17 protein-coding genes and 2 pseudogenes are annotated in these 17,525 nt (G+C 64.7%); 11 read left to right on the top strand and 8 right to left on the bottom strand.

Annotated elements, in window-relative coordinates:
* Positions 1-4: 4 nt before the first annotated feature.
* The 4 genes from WS78_RS18515 to WS78_RS18495 all read left to right on the top strand — a co-directional run bounded on the left by WS78_RS18515 (position 5) and on the right by WS78_RS18495 (position 3,701).
* Complete coding sequence (locus WS78_RS18515; protein WP_004544755.1) at positions 5-304, top strand: hypothetical protein; 300 nt, start codon at positions 5-7, stop codon at positions 302-304.
* Positions 305-729: 425 nt separating this feature from the next.
* The gene (locus WS78_RS18505) at positions 730-2,490 is read left to right on the top strand and encodes a ShlB/FhaC/HecB family hemolysin secretion/activation protein (RefSeq protein WP_041189383.1); all 1,761 of its coding nucleotides are present in this window, start codon (positions 730-732) and stop codon (positions 2,488-2,490) included.
* A 69-nt stretch (positions 2,491-2,559) separates the two neighbouring features.
* Positions 2,560-2,862, top strand: a complete 303-nt coding sequence (locus WS78_RS18500) for a hypothetical protein (protein ID WP_076823033.1) — start codon at positions 2,560-2,562, stop codon at positions 2,860-2,862.
* A 263-nt stretch (positions 2,863-3,125) separates the two neighbouring features.
* Entirely contained in the window at positions 3,126-3,701 is a 576-nt protein-coding gene (locus tag WS78_RS18495) for a recombinase family protein (RefSeq protein ID WP_058035265.1), read from the top strand.
* Between the two features lie 399 nt (positions 3,702-4,100).
* Here WS78_RS18495 and WS78_RS18490 read toward each other — a convergent pair.
* A pseudogene (locus tag WS78_RS18490) lies at positions 4,101-4,904 on the bottom strand (transcriptional regulator GcvA); the annotation flags it as partial.
* Between the two features lie 97 nt (positions 4,905-5,001).
* Here WS78_RS18490 and WS78_RS18485 point away from each other — a divergent pair.
* Positions 5,002-5,604 carry a chromate transporter gene (locus tag WS78_RS18485; protein WP_059578259.1) on the top strand — a complete coding sequence of 201 codons (603 nt, stop codon included), beginning with the start codon at positions 5,002-5,004 and terminating at the stop codon, positions 5,602-5,604.
* A complete protein-coding gene (locus tag WS78_RS18480; protein WP_059578263.1) occupies positions 5,601-6,131 on the top strand; it encodes a chromate transporter in 531 nt (176 codons plus the stop codon). The genes WS78_RS18485 and WS78_RS18480 overlap by 4 nt, the downstream gene beginning before the upstream one ends.
* Before the next feature lie 285 nt (positions 6,132-6,416).
* Here the strand turns inward: WS78_RS18480 and WS78_RS18475 are convergent, their stop codons facing one another.
* Complete coding sequence (locus WS78_RS18475; RefSeq protein ID WP_059578267.1) at positions 6,417-6,755, bottom strand: hypothetical protein; 339 nt, start codon at positions 6,753-6,755, stop codon at positions 6,417-6,419.
* Positions 6,756-6,867: 112 nt separating this feature from the next.
* Between WS78_RS18475 and WS78_RS18470 the strand changes: the two genes are divergently transcribed.
* From WS78_RS18470 to WS78_RS18455, 4 genes and pseudogenes are all read left to right on the top strand, one after another.
* The gene (locus WS78_RS18470) at positions 6,868-7,212 is read left to right on the top strand and encodes a zinc ribbon domain-containing protein YjdM (RefSeq protein WP_038748385.1); all 345 of its coding nucleotides are present in this window, start codon (positions 6,868-6,870) and stop codon (positions 7,210-7,212) included.
* A gap of 17 nt (positions 7,213-7,229) precedes the next feature.
* A pseudogene (locus WS78_RS18465) lies at positions 7,230-8,034 on the top strand (YoaK family protein).
* On the top strand, positions 8,004-8,375 hold the full coding sequence (locus WS78_RS18460; RefSeq protein WP_059578271.1) for a glyoxalase superfamily protein: 372 nt from the start codon (positions 8,004-8,006) through the stop codon (positions 8,373-8,375). The pseudogene WS78_RS18465 and the gene WS78_RS18460 overlap by 31 nt, the downstream one beginning before the upstream one ends.
* A 182-nt stretch (positions 8,376-8,557) precedes the next feature.
* Positions 8,558-9,694: a porin gene (locus WS78_RS18455; protein ID WP_038748634.1), complete on the top strand. Its 1,137-nt coding sequence runs from the start codon at positions 8,558-8,560 to the stop codon at positions 9,692-9,694.
* 162 nt (positions 9,695-9,856) lie between these two features.
* On the opposite strand, the gene WS78_RS18450 is transcribed toward WS78_RS18455, so the two are convergent.
* The 6 genes from WS78_RS18450 to WS78_RS18415 all read right to left on the bottom strand — a co-directional run bounded on the left by WS78_RS18450 (position 9,857) and on the right by WS78_RS18415 (position 16,279).
* Positions 9,857-10,675: a hypothetical protein gene (locus WS78_RS18450; RefSeq protein WP_059578275.1), complete on the bottom strand. Its 819-nt coding sequence runs from the start codon at positions 10,673-10,675 to the stop codon at positions 9,857-9,859.
* A 59-nt stretch (positions 10,676-10,734) separates the two neighbouring features.
* Entirely contained in the window at positions 10,735-11,298 is a 564-nt protein-coding gene (locus WS78_RS18445; protein WP_038748377.1) for a hypothetical protein, read from the bottom strand.
* A 348-nt stretch (positions 11,299-11,646) separates the two neighbouring features.
* Positions 11,647-12,627, bottom strand: a complete 981-nt coding sequence (locus tag WS78_RS18435; RefSeq protein WP_186448591.1) for a lysylphosphatidylglycerol synthase domain-containing protein — start codon at positions 12,625-12,627, stop codon at positions 11,647-11,649.
* 91 nt (positions 12,628-12,718) lie between these two features.
* Positions 12,719-13,966: a bacteriohopanetetrol glucosamine biosynthesis glycosyltransferase HpnI gene (hpnI, locus tag WS78_RS18430; RefSeq protein ID WP_038748373.1), complete on the bottom strand. Its 1,248-nt coding sequence runs from the start codon at positions 13,964-13,966 to the stop codon at positions 12,719-12,721.
* 406 nt (positions 13,967-14,372) lie between these two features.
* Positions 14,373-15,911: a carbohydrate porin gene (locus WS78_RS18420; RefSeq protein WP_059578283.1), complete on the bottom strand. Its 1,539-nt coding sequence runs from the start codon at positions 15,909-15,911 to the stop codon at positions 14,373-14,375.
* Positions 15,912-16,009: 98 nt separating this feature from the next.
* Positions 16,010-16,279, bottom strand: coding sequence for a hypothetical protein (locus tag WS78_RS18415; protein WP_038748370.1), 270 nt, complete (start codon positions 16,277-16,279; stop codon positions 16,010-16,012).
* Positions 16,280-17,371: 1,092 nt separating this feature from the next.
* On the opposite strand from WS78_RS18415, the gene WS78_RS37145 reads away from it, so the two are divergent.
* Complete coding sequence (locus WS78_RS37145) at positions 17,372-17,512, top strand: hypothetical protein (protein WP_038748367.1); 141 nt, start codon at positions 17,372-17,374, stop codon at positions 17,510-17,512.
* Positions 17,513-17,525 lie beyond the last annotated feature (13 nt).

Genomic DNA, 17,525 nt, shown 5'->3' with positions numbered 1-17,525 from the left:
AATCATGGAAAAAAAGAAGTGGCCGTTTTCTGATCCGCAAAACGCGGCCGTTATTGCAGACAAAAGAATCGTGAATCGGCAAGACTGGATTGCGTATGTTTCTCATGACCGAGATGATGGAATGTGGCAATTTCATACGAATCGTACCGAGGCATTGGAGGAGGGCGATGCATCGGTGGTGAGTCTGAAAAATATTACTGATATCGATCCGTCAGTGCTCGAACTTGCCACTCTTCCAATTGGTTGGCATGCATGGAGGGCTTCTATCGATTCCGAATGGAAGATTGCCGAAACTCGAAATTGATTGCACGTGTTCGATGAGGTTGACCTTGCGTCAAATCTAGCGATCGAAAAAATGGTTGCAATGAAGGGGGTGATCTGATTTTGATGATATTAGTGTGAATTTCATCGAATGAAAAATGACTGTTTTGCAAGAGTGATTGTTGATGTTTCGATCTTTTTGGAATATTCCGGCGAGAACATTATCGATTCGGATGCGGCCATAGGGTTTCTGGAGCAAATTGGCAATGAATTGCAAAAAATGTCGGACTCTGAAAGGGTGTCTCTGTCGAAGAGTATTCGTGAATTGGCGCCCCAATATGGTCAACGAGCGAATTTCGTAATGGGTCTCCCATCAAATTTGGGGATTTCAGAGTAGTGATGGCGCGCATGTACTCACCCGCGCGCGATCGCTATGTGATTGGCGAATATCTTGCGGTTTATATATAAATGACTACGGCTACGCGGTTTGCGGTCTTGCCAATTACTGCCTTGATTACGCTTGCCGCGCAGGCACAACAGACACCCGCTACGATCGACCAGGCCGCTGCTGCCCGCGCGAACGCGGAGCAGAATCAGCAAGTTCAACAGCGCCGTGACGCCCAGCAGCGCGATGCCACTGTGCAAGCGCCGGGCGTGCGCTCGGACGTGCCGAGCCCGGAAGCCTACCCGGTATTGCCTGCCGAAACACCGTGCTTTCGAATCGATCGTTTCGCGCTCGACGTGCCCGACTCGTTACCGGCCGCCGCGAAGGTGCAGGGCGCATCCGCCTTGCCGATGGATCGCTTCGCCTTTGCGCGCGACTGGCTCGCGCACTACGCCGGGCAATGTGTCGGCAAGCAAGGCGTCGACCTGATCGTCAAGGGACTATCGCAGGCCATCCTCGCACGCGGCTACATCACGACCCGCGTACTCGTGCCCGAGCAGGATTTGTCCACTGGCACATTGAAGCTTGCCCTGATTCCGGGCGTGATCCGTCACGTGCGTTTCGAGGACGATAAGTTGCGTGGAACGTGGAAGACCGCGTTCCCGACTCGCGACGGCGACGTGTTGAACCTGCGCGATATCGAACAAGGGCTTGAGCAAATGAAGCGCGTCTCAAGTCAGGATGTGTCGATGCGGATCGCCCCGGGAGATAGGCCCGGCGAAAGCGATGTCGTGCTCGACGCGAAGCGCGGCAAACCATGGACCGTCGTTGCATCCATCGACAATTCCGGTACGCGCGCGACCGGCAAGCTGCAAGGCAATGTGTCGCTTGGCATCGACAACCCGCTGGGTCTCAACGACATCTTCAACGTCGGCTTCAACCAGGATCTGGAATTCGGAGACAAGCGCTTCGGTTCGCACGGCTGGAACGCGTTCTACTCGATTCCCTGGGGATACTGGACCGGTACGCTATCGGCCTATACCAGCACGTATTTCCAGCCGCTCGCGGCCGTGAACCAAACGTTCGTTGCGAGCGGCAATATGAAGACGGTCGACTTCCGGCTCAATCGCGTGTTGGCGCGCAGCCGGAACGATGTTTTCGGTGCACAGGTTCGCCTGACGCGACGCTTCGGGGACAGCTTCATCGAAGGCACGACGATACCGTCGTCGCACCAGAACGCGACCTTTCTCGAATTCGTGCTGAACGACCGGCACTATTTTGGCTCTTCGCAGTTCGACGGCTCGCTTGCTTATCGTCAGGGCTTGGGTTGGCTCGGCTCGACCGACAGCATGTTCGCGGTGGAGGGTGGACAGACTTACCGATTCAAGATGGTCGTGCTCGATGCGAATCTGTCGACACCGTTCGTCATCGGTACGCAGCCGTTCAAATACGTGACGACCTTTCATGGTCAGTACACGGGCAACACTGTTTCGTACCTCGACAGCGTTACGATCGGCAGCCGTTATACCGTGCGGGGATTCGACGGCGAAAGGCTGCTGGCGGCATCACGTGGGTTCTACTGGCGTAATGAGTTGCAGGCCCCAATCGCCCGGACCGGGCTATCAGCCTATGCGGGTCTGGATTACGGCCGCGTGTGGGGACCGGAACCGGTCGCGTTGGTCGGCACGCAGCTCGCCGGAGCCGTGATCGGCGTGAAGGGCAGCGTATCGACGCGCTTCGGCGCATACGCTTACGACCTCTTTGCTGGTACACCTGTCTACAAGCCTTCAGGTTTCGAGACCGCGCGCGTCACGCTGGGATTTCAGCTTACGGCGCAATTCTGAGCGAGGCGTGTAAAAGCAAATAGCCATTCGCGTGAGGTGGCATGCATACAGAGCCGTTGGGGAGATTCAATGCTGAAGAATGCTTGGGCCGGTAATGAACCACTCTGGAAGGTCTGGTGGGGACTCGGTATCCCCATGGGAGCAACCATGGTTCTGATCAATGCCTGTGTCAGGTACGTGGTTCAATTACCGACGCCGAATATCTTTTTGATGCCGTTACTCTGTGTGCAGATCGCATTGGTTGCAGCATGGGTGCGCACGGCTTGGATTTGTGCCCCGAACGTGAGGCATCGTTTGTGGATGTATCTTGCGCGAATCTGGCTTGTGCTTTGGCTGCTTTCACAGGTTCAGCAAGCGTTGCAGCATGGGTAAGCACTAGTGACTCTGCGTGACGTTACAGTGGCAGTCTGCGAGAGGTGCTTTGGCTTGGGTTGTCGAAGCGGGAAGGTTCAATCCAAGTGAAGGGAATTTGTGTGGGTAATCGCCGATTCCTACCCTCAATCGCATCAAGTAGCATGTCCGAAACCGAACCCTTACGGACAGTGCTGTTTCATCCTGTCCGAAAATAAGGGTTGAATTCTTTTGGACAGGGGTTTATATTCGGACATCTATTTCGTACAGATTGAGTGCCCGATATGTCCCGAACCTTCGCTTATGCCCGCGTCAGCACGTCCGACCAGACCACCGCGAACCAGTTACGCGAGATCGAGGCGGCCGGCTTCTCGGTCGACAAGCGCCGCGTCGTAACGGAAAGTATCTCGGGAAGCGTGAGCGCGGATCAGCGGCCGGGCTTCGCCCAGTTGCTCGTCAGGATGGAGGAAGGCGACGTGCTGATCGTGACCAAGCTTGATCGGCTCGGCCGCAATGCAATGGACGTGCGGACCACGGTCGAGGGTTTGGCCGAACGCGGTATCCGGGTTCATTGTCTCGCGCTGGGCGGCGTCGATCTGACGAGCGCGGCCGGCCGAATGACCATGCAGGTGTTGAACGCGGTGGCCGAGTTCGAACGCGATCTGCTGATCGAGCGAACGCATGCCGGTATCGCTCGCGCGAAGGCGGAAGGCAAGGCATTGGGGCGACCGTCCGCCTTGTCGGACGAACAGCGGGCGGACGTGCTGCGCGAGCTGGACGCGGGGGCGAGCGTGGCCGCGCTTGCCCGACAATTCGGCACGAGCCGCCAGACGATCATGCGGGCGCGCGACGCGGCGTAACGCCCCACTTTCCAAAGTCACTTTCCACGGGCCGCGAGGCCCGTTTCTGTTTCCGCGCGCGGAGGGGTGGCGGCACGGGAGATTCTTTGCGCGCAGCGTTCCAGACGGCGGGGCAATGCCCGAGACGGTCGGCGTGGCTTGATGTGTTGGCGGTTTCCCTCCAGAATTTCCTCCAGAAAAATAGGGGGTTTGGAGGGAACTTGGAGGTAAAAAATATCAATTAAAACAAACATATGAACTACTTCCCTCCAAACCTCCAAGTATTTTGCGATTTTTCGGGCTCGAAAAGCGAAAAAACGCGCAAGAAAGGGTGGTCGATAATAGCGGCAAAGATCGGGTACCTGTCCGGGTACTTTGGGGGTGTACTTCCTTGGGAGGCCCGGCCTATAAGGACTGCTCGACCCACCAGTAGCTGCGCGTCGCGATGCGCGGGCCCGGCAGCGGCGTCACGAGCCGGCCGCTCGCGAGTTCGTCGGCGATGAGGGGCAGCGGCCCGAGCGCGACGCCGAGGCCGTCCACGGCCGCCTGCAGCGCCAGATAGAAGTGATCGAACGATTGCTTCTTGCGGCCCTTCATCGGCGTGCCCGCCGCCGTGAACCACTCGCGCCACGCGTCCGGGCGCGTGTCCGAATGCAGCAGCACGTGACGCGCGAGATCGTCCGCGCTCGCGATCGGCGCGCGCTTCAGGAGCGCGGGGCTGCACACGGGAATCACGCTTTCGTCGAGAAAGCGGCCGCTCGCGCAGTTCGGCCAGCGGCCGGGGCCGCGCCGGATCGCGACGTCGAAGGCGTCGAGCGAGCCGAGCGGCGCGTTCGAGGTCGACAGCTTCAGCTCGACGTTCGGCACCTCGCGCTGGAACCGCGACAGGCGCGGCAGCAGCCACTTCATCGCGAACGTCGGCAGCGCGTTGATGCGCAGCACGCGTGCCGCGCCCGTCTCGCGCAACTGCTCGGTTGCGCGTGCGATGCTGTCGAACGCCGCCTCGACGGTCGCGAGATAGCGGCGGCCTTCGTCGGTGAGCTTCACCCGCTTGCCGTGCCGATGGAACACCGGCTTGCCGAGCCACGCCTCGAACGCGGCAATCTGCCGGCTGATGGCACCGTGGGTCACATGCAGCTCTTCGCCCGCGGCGCTGAAGCTTTCATGTCTTGCGGCGGCTTCGAAGGCCTTCAGTGCCGGAAACGGTGGGAGATCGCGTGCCATGCTTGTGATTCTAGATCACAAAGGCGCGCCGATAAAATCGTTTGGACTCCGCGGCGATCGGGCGTAACCTCGGCTCGTGACAATCGCGAGGACTCCCATGCAATCCTGTTCCGAACCCGATGACGGCGGCCGTGCGGTCGACGTGAGCGTCGCCGATCTGTTCATCGGTTTCCTCGGCCTCGGGCTGATCTCGTTCGGCGGCGCGCTGCCGTTCGCGCGGCGCGCGCTCGTCGAGGAGCGCCGCTGGCTGACGGCCGACGAGTTCGCCGATCTTCTCGGCCTCTGCCAGTTCCTGCCGGGCGGCAACGTGATCAATCTGTCGGTCGCGGTCGGCATGCGGTTTCGCGGCGTGCCGGGCGCGATCGCCGGCCTGCTCGGCCTCGTCGCCGGGCCGACGCTCGTCGTCATCGCGCTCGGCGTGCTGTATGCGAAGACGCAGCAGAACCCGGGCGTTCATCATCTGTTCGGCGGCCTCGCGGCGGCCGCGGCGGGCCTCTTGATCGCGATGGCGATAAAGGTGGCGAAGCCGCTGCGCCACGCGCGCACGGCCGCTTGCGTCGCGGCGCTCGCGTTCGTCGCGATCGCGGTGTTGCGCACGCCGTTGCTGCCGACGATGCTCGTGCTGACGCCCGTCAGCATCTGGCTCGCGTCGCGCGCCCCGCGCGGCGCGAACGAACGCGCGCAGGGAGTGCGGCGATGAGCGACACGCTCGTTTCCCTCGCGGTGATTTTCGGCCAGCTGTCGCTGCTCGCGTTCGGCGGCGGCAACACGATCCTGCCCGAGATGCAGCGGCAGGTCGTCGATGTCCATCACTGGATGAGCGCGCAGGCGTTCACCGCGCTCTTCGCGCTCGCGCAGGCGGCGCCCGGGCCGAACATGATGATCGTGCCGCTCGTCGGCTGGCACGTCGCGAGCTGGCCGGGCCTGCTCGTGTCGTCGCTCGCGAAGTTCGGGCCGTCGTCGATCGTGACGATGGCCGCGCTGCACGCGTGGGAGCGCTTCAAGGACAAGCCGTGGCGGCGCTACGTGCAGCAGGGGATGATGCCCGTCACCGCGGGCCTCGTCATCGCGAGCGCGGTGCTGATCTCCGAGGCGTCGAACCGGTCGGCGCTGCAATGGGGCGTCACGGCGGCGGTCGCGGCGCTCGCGTACCGTACCCGCGTGCATCCGCTGTGGCTGCTCGCGGGCGGCGCGCTCGTCGGGCTTATCGGCGGATTCGTCGGATAGCGATGGCGGGCGCGGCGCCGTGCAACGGCTGAGCATCGCGGCGTGACTTCGAGCGAGCCGGGAAGTTCGACACTGGGCCGTTGAATCTCGATTCTCGGGCTTCGGCCCCCTGGGCTTCGCGCGCCGGATTTGCGACGCAGACGTTTCGAGCGCATCGTCGCGGCATGCGATGCGCGGGTCGGATCAGCTCCGCACGGCGCGCTTGCGCCGTGCGACCGGGCGTCGCCGACGAATCCCGTCAACGTTCGCGCGAGCCGGCCGCGTTGCCGGGCGCTTCGCCGGCCGTCATTCGGACGAGCGCGCGTTGCGCTTCACGAGGCCGAGCAGCTTGCCGCGCTCGGCGTTCAGATCGCCGCCCGGCGACGACCAGTCGAGCACGTAGCCGTGATTGAGCGAATCGCGGACGATCGACGAGTAATCGGATTTCGCGAGCTTGCCGTCGCGCATCGCGCGGTTCACTTCGCTCTGCAGATCCGGCGTGAAGCCGGGATAGGCGGCGACGAGCGCCGCATACTGGCGCGCGTCGATTTCGTCCGACTCGCGGTTGAACGTCCACACGACGACGAGCACGATCGCGACGAACGGCACGAGGGTGTAGCGCAGGAAGAACTTGGCGGCTGTCATGGCAAGGTCGATGCGGTGAATCGAGAGGCGGTTCGCCGGCCGCGGGCGGCGGGCGCGGACGGGCGAGTATACTTCCGTCCACCGAATCAATTGCAAACAAGGCTGCAACACCATGTCGACTCTTCCCGCCTGCCCGCAATGCGCGATGGAAAACACGTACCCGGACGGCGAACATTATATTTGCGCGGACTGCGCGCACGAATGGCCGATCGCGGGCGAAGCGAGTGCCGCCGATGACGACGCGGCAGCTGTCGTGAAGGACGCGAACGGCAACGCGCTCGCCGACGGCGACGCCGTCGTGCTGATCAAGGACCTGAAGGTGAAGGGCTCGTCGATCACGCTGAAGATGGGCACGAAGGTGAAGAGCATCCGTCTCGTCGGCGGCGATCACGAAGTCGATTGCAAGATGGACGCCGGCAATTTCATGTTGAAGGCGTGCTATCTGAAGAAGGTCTGAGCGGCGCGCGACGGACGATGAATCTCGACGCCGCAAGCCGCAACCTGACGGTCGCGTCGCTGCTCACGCTGTCGGGCGGCTATCTCGACGCGTACACGTACGTCGGCCACGGCCACGTGTTCGCGAACACGATGACGGGCAACGTCGCGCTGCTCGGGATCAACGTGTCGGCGGGCGACTGGGCGCAGGCGCTGCATCACGTGCCGCCGCTCGTCGGTTTCGTGATCGCGGTGTTCGTCGCGCACACGCTCGGCCTCGCCGCGCAGAAGGGCTTGATTCGGCATACCGCGTTCATCAGCCTGATCGTCGAGATCGTCTTCCTCGCGTTCGCGTCGCTCGGCTGGCCGGCGATGTCGAGCGCGTGGCTGATTCCGGGCATTTCGTTCGTCGCGACGCTGCAGACGATGTCGTTTACGCATCTCGAGAACCTGTCGTACACGTCGGTGATGACGACGGGCAACCTGCGGCGCTCCGCGCAACTGCTGTTCGCCGGCCTGATCCCACGCTACGATGCGCTCGCGCTGCACGACTCGGGCCTGCTTGCCGTGATCAGCTCGTGCTTTCTGGCGGGCGCGGTGGCGGGCGGCTTCGTCACGCGCATGATCGGCGACGGCGCGTTGTGGGGCGCCGTGCTGCTGCTCGTCGCGGCGTTCGCTGAAATCGTTCGGCGCGCGCGTTACGATGCGGATGTCGTCGCGCGACGCGACTGACGACGCTGCGCGCGATGCGCGGCGCGGCGAATCCATCGAACGCATTGACCAAGAAACAAGAACGATAGCGAGGGCGTATTCATGCAGTTTTCTTCCGCGATTCCGGTGCTGAGGATCTTCTCCGAGCAAAAGGCAAAGGAGTTCTACGTCGATTTCCTGGGCTTCACGCTCGGATGGGAGCATCGCTTCGAGCCCGGCTTGCCGCTTTACGCCGAAGTGCGGCGCGGCGATCTGATCCTGCATCTGAGCGAGCATCACGGCGACGCGACGCCGGGCTCGACCGTCTTCGTGCCGCTCGAAGGCATCGACGCGCTGCACGCCGAACTGAACGACAAACGCTATGCGTACGCGCGCCCGGGCATCGAGCGATACGACTGGGGGCGGGTGATGCAGATCGCCGATCCGTTCGGCAACCGCTTGCGCTTTTGCGAGCGCGACGCGCAGGGCGCTTGAGCCCACGAGCGCCGTCCGCCGGCGCACATCGTTGCGCCACCACGACAACGCCGCGATTCTCGCGGCGTTTATTTTTTTACAGAGCTTACATCGTCATATGATTCGTGGGCCCGCCGCGCGCGGCGGAGCCGGCCGCGGCCGTGGCCGAAGAAGAGACGGAGACAATTCACAAAGGAAAGCGCATGAAGCAAACCACCAAAATCGCGGGGCTGGTAGGAGGGGTGATGCTGGCGACCGCAGGCCAGCAGGCGATGGCGCAGAGTTCGGTGACGCTCTGGGGCGTCGCGGACGTGAGCCTGCGCTATCTGAGCAACTCGAACGCGCAGAACGACGGCCGGTTTTTCATGACGAACGGCGCGATCACCAACAGCCGCATCGGCCTGCACGGCAGCGAAGATCTGGGCGGCGGCCTGAAGGCGATCTTCAATCTCGAGAGCGGCGTCAATCTGCAGGACGGCTCGTTCTCGGACAGCAAGCGCATCTTCAATCGCGCCGCGTACGTCGGCCTGACGAGCCAGTACGGCACCGTGACGCTCGGCCGCCAGAAGACCGTGCTGTTCGATCTGCTGAGCGATACGTACGATCCGCTGACGGTCGGCAACTATCTGGAGAACGCGTGGCTGCCCGTCGCGCTCGGCGCGGGCCTGTACGCGGACAACTCGGTCAAGTATCGCGGCACGTTCGGCGGCCTGACGATCGGCGCGATGTACTCGTTCGGCACCGATTCGACGTCGTCGACGGGCTCGGGCGGCTTCTCCGGCCAGATTCCCGGCCACATGGGCGCGGGCAACATGTACGGCTTCTCGCTGTCGTACGTCGCCGGGCCGGTGAGCGTCGCGGCGGGCGTCCAGCAGAACAGCGACAACTCGAACCGCAAGCAGACGATCTATCACGCGAACGTCGTCTACGCATTCAGCAAGGCGAAGATCTACGCGGGCTACCTGCACTCGAAGGACGACACGGGCTTCGTCGACACGCTGCTCGCGCAGCAACCGGGCCTCTTCACGACCGGCGCGCCGAAGCGCACGGGCCGGATCGACGACGGTCCGTTCGCCGGCGTGAGCTGGCAAGCGACGCCCGCGCTCACGCTGACGGGCGCGTTCTACTACGACCGGATGCGCAACGCGACGGTCGCGAACGGCCAGCTCGACAGCGGCAACCGTTACACGTTCGTCGGCCTCGTCGAGTACGCGCTGTCGAAGCGCACCGAGATCTACGGCACCGTCGATTTCAACAAGGTGAACGGCGCGGCGACGGTCGAACTGCCGGGCCGCAGCAACCAGACGGGCGTCGCGATCGGTCTGCGCAACATCTTCTGAGCGGCCGGACGCCGCGCGGAACGGCGGAAAGGGCCCGCGCGCACGGGCCTTTTTTCGTTGCGGCATGCGGCGCGCCGCGCAATTCGCCGTCGATGCGCGCCAACCGCGTCGCACGAGGCGAGAACGCAGCGCGTGCATCGCACGCGACGCACGCCGTGCGGGTTACCGCGCCGCCATCACCGTGTTGCTTGCCTGCTGCGACACTTGCGTGAGGATCTGCTTCGCCGCCGTGAACGACTGGTTCATGTAGATCTTCGTGAACGAATGGCCGAGCGGATCGGTGAGCAGATGCAAGCCGAGCGAGAAGTTCGACGGCAGCACCGTCTGCACGAGCCCGAGGCTGCCGATCACCGTATCCGACGACGACGTCAGATAGCTCGAGCCCGGCAGCAGATAGCGCGCCGCGTTGCCGACGTTCACCGCGCTGATCCTGCCTTGGGCGCGATCCGGCCCGGTGATCAGCAGATTCATCTCGAAGTTCGCGTACAGCGTGCCTTGCGAGTGGCCGACGAGCACGACCTTGCGGCTCTGCTGCAGGTACGTGCGGTACTGGTTCAGGTGATCGGGCAGCTCTGGAATGTTGTTCTTGGTCAGGATGTCGATGTATTTCTGTTGCAGCGCCGCGTCCATGCCGCCCGCCGGAATCGCGCCGCCGTCGATCGCACGCCAGAAGTCCGCCGGGTTCGTGCCTTCGACCGATTTTTGCTTGAACACCTGCCACAGATCGTTGAACGCGCCCTGCGTCGCGTTGTAAGCGTTGCCGTACACGTAGGCGTTGCTCGCGTCGCGCGCGTTCAGCTCGTTCTTCAGTACTTGCAGGCTCGCGATCGCATCGTCGAACGTGTTGTTGATGCCGTTGACGAACACGATCGCGGAGCCGGGCGCGGCGGCCGCGGCGGTTGCGGCCGTCACCGTCTGCGCGGCGTTCAGGCGCGTGGAGTAGGGCAGCGCGACGAGCGCGCCGGCAATCATCAGCGTCACTAACTTTTTCATCGAAAGTCCCCTCGGTTGATGGTTGAAGCGCTACAGCACGGGTAAGCTCAATTCGGCATGGACGTTGGATTGAAGCCGCACGAGGCGGAGCCGGGATCGTCGAAGAACTGGCCGCCTGCGAGCGACTGGAAGCGGATGTAGGCGAGCGTGTCCGCTTCGGTGTCGAGCATGACCGCGCGCGTGCCCTTGATCCGGTCGAGCATCGTCTGCTGGTCGACGCCCGCCTTCACGAGCACGCGTGCGCTCAGTGCGCACGCGATGCCTTTCGCGATCGCGTCGCCGGCCGTTTTCGCGTCGGCCGGATCGCGGACGTCGTTGACGGCCTGGCTCCAGCCATATGCGATCTGCGTGAGCGCTTCGCGCGTGACGGCCGAATTCGCGTATTCGTGCGCGATGTACTCGGCGACGCGCGGGGGAAGCGGCGGCGGCGCGGAGCGCGGCGCCGCCGATGACGCGGCGGTGAATGCGTTCGCCTGCGCGGCGGGAACGGTCGATTCCGCTCGCTCAGCCGGCGCGGCGGCGGGCGCGGCATCGGTCGACACGATCCGCGCGCAGGCCCACACGAATGCGGCGATCGCGAGCGCGGCCGCAGTTGGGTATTGCCATCGCATGTCCCCTCCTTTGTTGTTGTGAGTCTTGTATTGGTTGTGGACCGCGACCTGCAGCGCGTCGCGATCTGGCGGTCCTCGATCCCGCCAACGGCTCGCAAACGTTACAAGAAATCGATGCAACGGGGAAGCGTCACCGTATCGACAGCAAGGACTTCGCCTCGCTGCGATTCGTGTGCGGCGTCAATGTCTTCGATTGTTTCGTCGTGCGACGTGATGCACCGGTGCGAGAACGCGCGTCGAGCGATGCGCGCGCCGGCGCGAATCGAGATGCGGTCCAGCCCGATCATGCATGCGGAAATTGAAAGTGGCGTGACGGCGCGCGTGCGCTCGCCGAACCGCGTCGAGCGCCTACGAACGGCGCGCCGCGACGGCCGCCTCCGCGAACTGCCAGGCGAGCAGGCCCGGCACGAAGATCAGCAGATCGCGGATTCGCCGCGCGCCCGCGAGCCCGAGCGACGTTGCCGGATCGAGCCCGAGCGCGCCGCCGATCAGCACGAAGCCGCCTTCCTGCACGCCGAGCCCGCCCGGCACGAAGAACGCGGCGCTGCTGAGCGCCTGGATCAGCGCCTCGATCGCGAGCGCATCGACGAGCGACACGGGCGCGCCGAGAAAATGCAGCGCGAGCCAGATCTCGATCGACGTCGCGAGATGCTGCAGCGGCTGCCAGAAGAACAGATAGCGCATGACGGTGCCGCGCCGCCGCCAGACGGCTTTCAGCGCATCGTCGATCTGCGCGGAGCGATCGACGAGCGACGCGAGTTGACCGCCCGCGACGCGATTGAGCGCGTGCATCGCGCGCTCGAACGGCTTCGCATGTTGAACAAGTGCGAACAGGATCAGAAGCGGCGCGAGCGCGGCGAGTCCCCATGCGAACATGCCGGCGACGCGCAGCGTGTCCGACGTCGCGCGGGTGAGCAGATAGCCGACGCCCGCGAGCGCGAAGAGCGCCTGGCTGATCAGCGTGAGCTGCATGTCGGACACGAGGCTGGCGCTCGCCGCGGGCGCCGTCAAGCCGTGCGCGCGCAGCAGGCGAAACGACACGAACTCGCCGCCGATGCGCGCGACGGGCAGCAGCCCGTTCACCGATTCGCGAATCCACACGAGGCGCAGCATCGCGCGCAGGCGCGGCTGGTCGGGCGGCGCGATCAGCGTCTGCCAGTCCTTCGCATTCGCGAGCATCGGCAGCAGATGCGACGCGGCCGCGACGACGAGCCCGACGCCGGCGGCGCGCATCAGGCCGAGCACTTCGCGGGGATTGTCGCGCGCGACGAGCCAGAGCGATACCGCGAGTCCCGCGAGCGCAGCGATGCGCCCCGCGTGCTTCATCAGTTGCCGGTTGAGCACGGCGGGCGTGCCGGTTCGAGATCGAGTCGATTCGTTTTGCATGACGAAGAAAGGCCTATTCGACGCGCGGCGCCGATCAGGCATTCGGGCGTTTTTCAGGCGCGGGGCACAGGCGGCCGTCGCGGTCGACATCGAAGCTGAAGCCGCGCCAGATCACGCGCGACGACGAGAAGCTCGCGACGAAGATGCCGAACGCGATCAGATCCGCGAGCGGCAGCAGCAACAGGTCGCGCACCGGCCGCTTCGTCGCGCGATCGACGATGTGCTTCGCGGCGATGCGCGCGACGAGCGTGACGGGCACGAGCGACCATGCCCACGCCGCGCCGTTCGACAGCAGGGCGCCGAGCAGCGCGAGCGCGAGCGGATGCGTGAGCAGCGAGCCGAGATGGCCGCGCGGGTCGACCGCGCGGATCGTGCGGCTCCAGCGCAATTCGTGCTCGGCGAGCCGCGCGACGCGCGTCTCGACGCAGCCGTGCTCGACGGCGAACGGCGGCACCGCCACTCGCGCGCCGCGCGCGCGCACCGCTTCGCCGATCGCGTGATCCTCGGCGAGATGGTGTGCGAATTGCGTGAGGCCGCCGATCGCGTCGAGCGTGGCGCGGCGCATCGCGATCGTCTGGCCGAAGCACGGCCGCGCAAGCTTGAGCGCGAGGCCCGTCACGACGCCCGGCAGGAACTGGTGATTGGTGACGAGCGCCTCGACGCGCGGCCAGAAGCCCGGATCGGGACGGCCGCGATACACGCAGGTCACGAGCTCGACGCCCGGTTCGTCGAGCTCGCCGACGATATGCCGCACGTAATCGGGGCCGACGCTCACGTCGCTGTCCGCGAAGATCAGCACGTCGTGCGCGGCGGCGGGCAGCATGTTGACGAGGTTCGCGATCTTGCGGTTCGGTCCGTACAGGCGTGCGTCGGCGACGATCGTCACGTGTGCGCGCGGAAATGCGTCGCGCAATGCGTCGACGGCACGCAGCGCGGGATCGTCGCGATCGTGCACGCCGAACAAATACTGGATCGGGCCGTCGTAGCGCTGCTCGCAAAAGCTCGCGAGGTTCGCGAACAACGCCTGCTCGGTGCCGTGCAGCGGCTTGACGATCGTCACGGGCGGGCAGTGTCGCGGCTCGTGCGGCGCGCGTGCGAAGAAACGCTGCGTGAGGATCGCCGCGAACAGCGTATATGCGCAGCCGAACGCGGCGGCGAGTGCGCAAAGCGCGGCGAGCGACGCGGCGAGCAGCGCGACGAGATGCCCGATGTCGCCGAATGAAATCAGCTCCGCCGCGAGCAGCGCGGCGACGGCGCCGGCGAGCCATGCGAGCGCCTTCATCGCGCGGCCTTGCGAACGTGGCGGCGCATGCGAGCGGCGGGGGCGCGATCGTTCGGGCGATCGTGGCGGCAAGCGGCGAGATCGGAACAGAACAAGCTGATGGCTCCGCGTGAAGGCGACTTTCGTCGGGAGGCGCCGAGCCGGGCGTTCGCGTGGGATGGGCGTCCGGTTCAGCATGCCGCATCCGGCCGCGTGGCGCAATTGCTCGGTTATGCGGAGCGCCGCTTGCGCGCGGCCGAACGAGCCACAGTAAAGTGCGGAGCCGACTTTCTGATGGCATTCCGGTGACAAATCGGTTTAAGCAATTTGACGGCGCGAGAGCGACGGGTGCACGCGCGATGCCGCTGGTGGCGGCACCGCGCGCGAAACGTGAAAGGCACGCGAAAGCTGAGGAAGACGAAACGCTTCAGAACGTGATCGTCGTGCGCACGCCGACGATCGCTTCATTGCCGATGCGCGTGGCCGGGTCGTTCGGATTGGGAATGCCGCCGCCCGGACGGAATGCGTACTGGAAGTCCGCTTGCAACTGCCACCACGGCGTCACCTGATATTGATAAGTCGCTTCGATGAGCGTTTCCGCGCGGCGCACCGGATAGCCCGGCGTCGTGAACACGCCGACGTCGCCGTCGTTGCCGCGCGCGTGCGAGCCGATTTTCGCGTAACTGACGGCGAGGCCCGCCGTATCGTTGTCGCGTCCCGCGAACGGCGCCTTCAGCGTGACGCCCGCGTTCAGCGCGAAATCGACCACGTTGCGATCGCCCGGCGCGCCCATCACGCGCGCGAATACGTTCAGCGAGCGCGGGCTGTCGGCGCTCGGGCGCCACACCATCTGGTCGGCGACGGCGTAGAGGCCGTAGTCGCCGCGATGCGTCGCGGCGACGCCGTTGCTCGCCGGATCGGCGAGCGGCATGCCGTTCGTGTCGTAGCGCGGATCGTTGAAGCGCTCCGAGTTGTACCAGACCCCCAGCTTGTACATGCCCGGCAGGCCTGCCGGCTGCGGCGCCTTCGGATCGGCGGGCGGCGCGTTGAGCGCGTACTGCAACTCGCCGATGAATAGCGCGCCGTTGTGCAGGTTGAAGTTCGTGCCGTGACGGTTGAGCTGCTGCGCGTCGCCGGCGCCGCCCGCCGGGTTGCCGTCGAACACGCCAGCCATCACCGTCCACGCATCGGACGGCTTGTAGCGCAGCCGCACGCCGAGCGACGACAGCGGGTACGCGGGGCCGCCCGCCGGCATGTCGACGGCGGGCAGCACGGGCCAGCCGAACGTCGCGTTGATGAACGTGCCCGCGTACTGGCTCACCATGAATTCCTGATCGAGACTTTGCTGGCCGATCTTCACGTCGGCGCGGCCGCCCGCGAACGACTGCTGGTACCACAGCTCCCAAAGGCGCGTCGTGCCTTCGGCTTCGATGCCGCTCGCGGTCTGCAGCAGTTGCAGATTGCGCGACGTGAGGCTCGTGCCGTGAATCTGCAGGCCCGACACGTTGAACGTGCCGCCGGGCAGGCCGATCGCCTTTTCGGTGTCGACGCTGAAGCCGAATTGCGTGAGGCCGTCGTACGCGCCGCCGCGGCGCGTGCCGCCGGACAGATTGCGCAGGTACTCGCTCGTTTCCTGCAGGTTCAGCGTGATCCCGTGATCGCCGAGCTTGGTGCGCAGGCCGCCCATGTCGCCGAACAGGTTCGAACGCTCCCAGAAGCCGGTGGGAGCGGGCGTGGCGGCGGCATCGGCGGCCTGCGCGGCGGTCGGCGTCTGTGCGCCGTCCGCCGCGGGCGATGCAGGCGATGCGGCGGCCGCGGGCGACGGCTGCGCGACGCTTTCGGGCGACGCGGCGGCGGCATTCGCGGCTTGCGCGAGCGCGGGCGGCGAGACGCCGAGCGACAGCAGCAACGGCAGGCCGGAAACGACGCCGGATTTGACGAGCATGCGATGGATGGTTTTCTTCATGACGAATCGTTGCTTGGATGAATGCGGGCGAGGATACCGCCCGCTCGCCGCTTGAGGTCGCCCGCCGGACACGGCGAACCGTCGGGCTTGCCGGGTGCTTACGAGAACCACCAGCTAACGCGCATCGCCTGATTCAGACCGGTGCGACAACCCGAGGCGGACAGCAGCGCGACGATCCCGACGGCGCCCGCGACGGCGCCGACGATCGCGCAACTGACCGGCCAGACGAGAAACCCCGCGCCCGGCGCCGTGCCGTTGCTCGAAGCGTTCGCCGCATGCGCGAGCGGCGAGATCGACGACACGACGATCCGGTGGCTCGCGAGATGGGCGTAGCGTCCGAGCTTAGCCTTGAAAAATTGAACAAACATGACTTCGCTCCCGTCCGCTCCGGCCTGCGCCGGACGACGTAACGCATCGCTTGCGCGCCGGAAGGCGGCCTGCGACGAGAACTGAACAGAGGAAGCGTGCTGCGGACGGGGCGGACGAAGGCCACCCGCGATGAAGCGCGCTAACTCGACCAATGCGAGCTAGCGGCGAAGGAGAACCAGGCGGCTAGCGCGCGATTGCGTTGCCGGCTTCGACCGGCATCGAACTGCAACTACTGGGGGACGTGTCCACGAGGGACTCTCCTTCTGTGACGAATTGCGGCGGATTGTATGCGTGCCGCGCGTGGGCGCGCAAGTAAAAAACGAATAAAGATGCCGGATCGATCAGCATCCGTCAAAATCGGCGCGTGCGTGCGTGCGTGCGTGCGTGCGTGCGCGCCGCCGCCGCCGCACGACGCACGTTCCGGCTTTCGATGACTTTCCTTTCGCGAGCGATTGAAAGCAACGGGCCCGGTTTCATCGCGTAAAAACTTACAGCGCCGCAAACGCGGAATTTTTTTTCGCGAAGTCGATGAACGTCATTGACATTGAGTTTGTCGCCTACCTAGAATCCGGCCATCTTCACAAATGGGGCATCTGCCTTGGACACCTGCAGTAGTCGATCTTCGAGCAGTTATTTCGCCTGACCGGCAAGACGTCCGCGCCCTTTTCATCGCCGCCGTCGAGCCAACCAGGCAGACGGTGCGCGTCGCAGTTCCGAATACCACTCCCCGTGCACCCTTGATTCGCGCCGCATGAGCGCTGCGTTTTCGCGCGCCCGTTCGGCATTCGCCGCGAACCCCGGTTCGCGGCGCGCGTTCGCTCGGCGCTGCCGCATGCTTCGCATGACGGCGCGTCGAGCGCGCGTGTTCGCGTGCGCGCTCGTCGTGCATGCGTGCACGCGGTAAGCCAACCGTCAGACAAGGAGCCGACATGCCGGACTGTGACAGTTATCCCATATGCCGCACCCTCGATCTTTTCGATTTCGATCATCAAGGGAAGCGCGTGGGGCTCGATCGATAAGCGCATCGCGCGCATGAGATTCGGGCACGCGGCTTCCCGCCATGCGCGAGAACCCGCGCCCGGAGAATCATCATGCAATTCGGTCTGCTTCTGTCGCAACTGCCGCACGTCCAGGAATCGCGCGTCCACTACGACGCGATGCTGTCGCTCGAATCCGCCGGCAAGCCGGCGGCCGTCTCGTTCTGGCAGCGTCTGAAAGCGCTGATTTCCTGAAACTCGATGCGCT

Source organism: Burkholderia savannae (assembly GCF_001524445.2).
GTDB classification, from domain to species: domain Bacteria; phylum Pseudomonadota; class Gammaproteobacteria; order Burkholderiales; family Burkholderiaceae; genus Burkholderia; species Burkholderia savannae.
The sequence above is the reverse complement of the archived record's forward strand: the minus strand, read 5'-3'. Positions and strand labels throughout refer to the sequence as shown.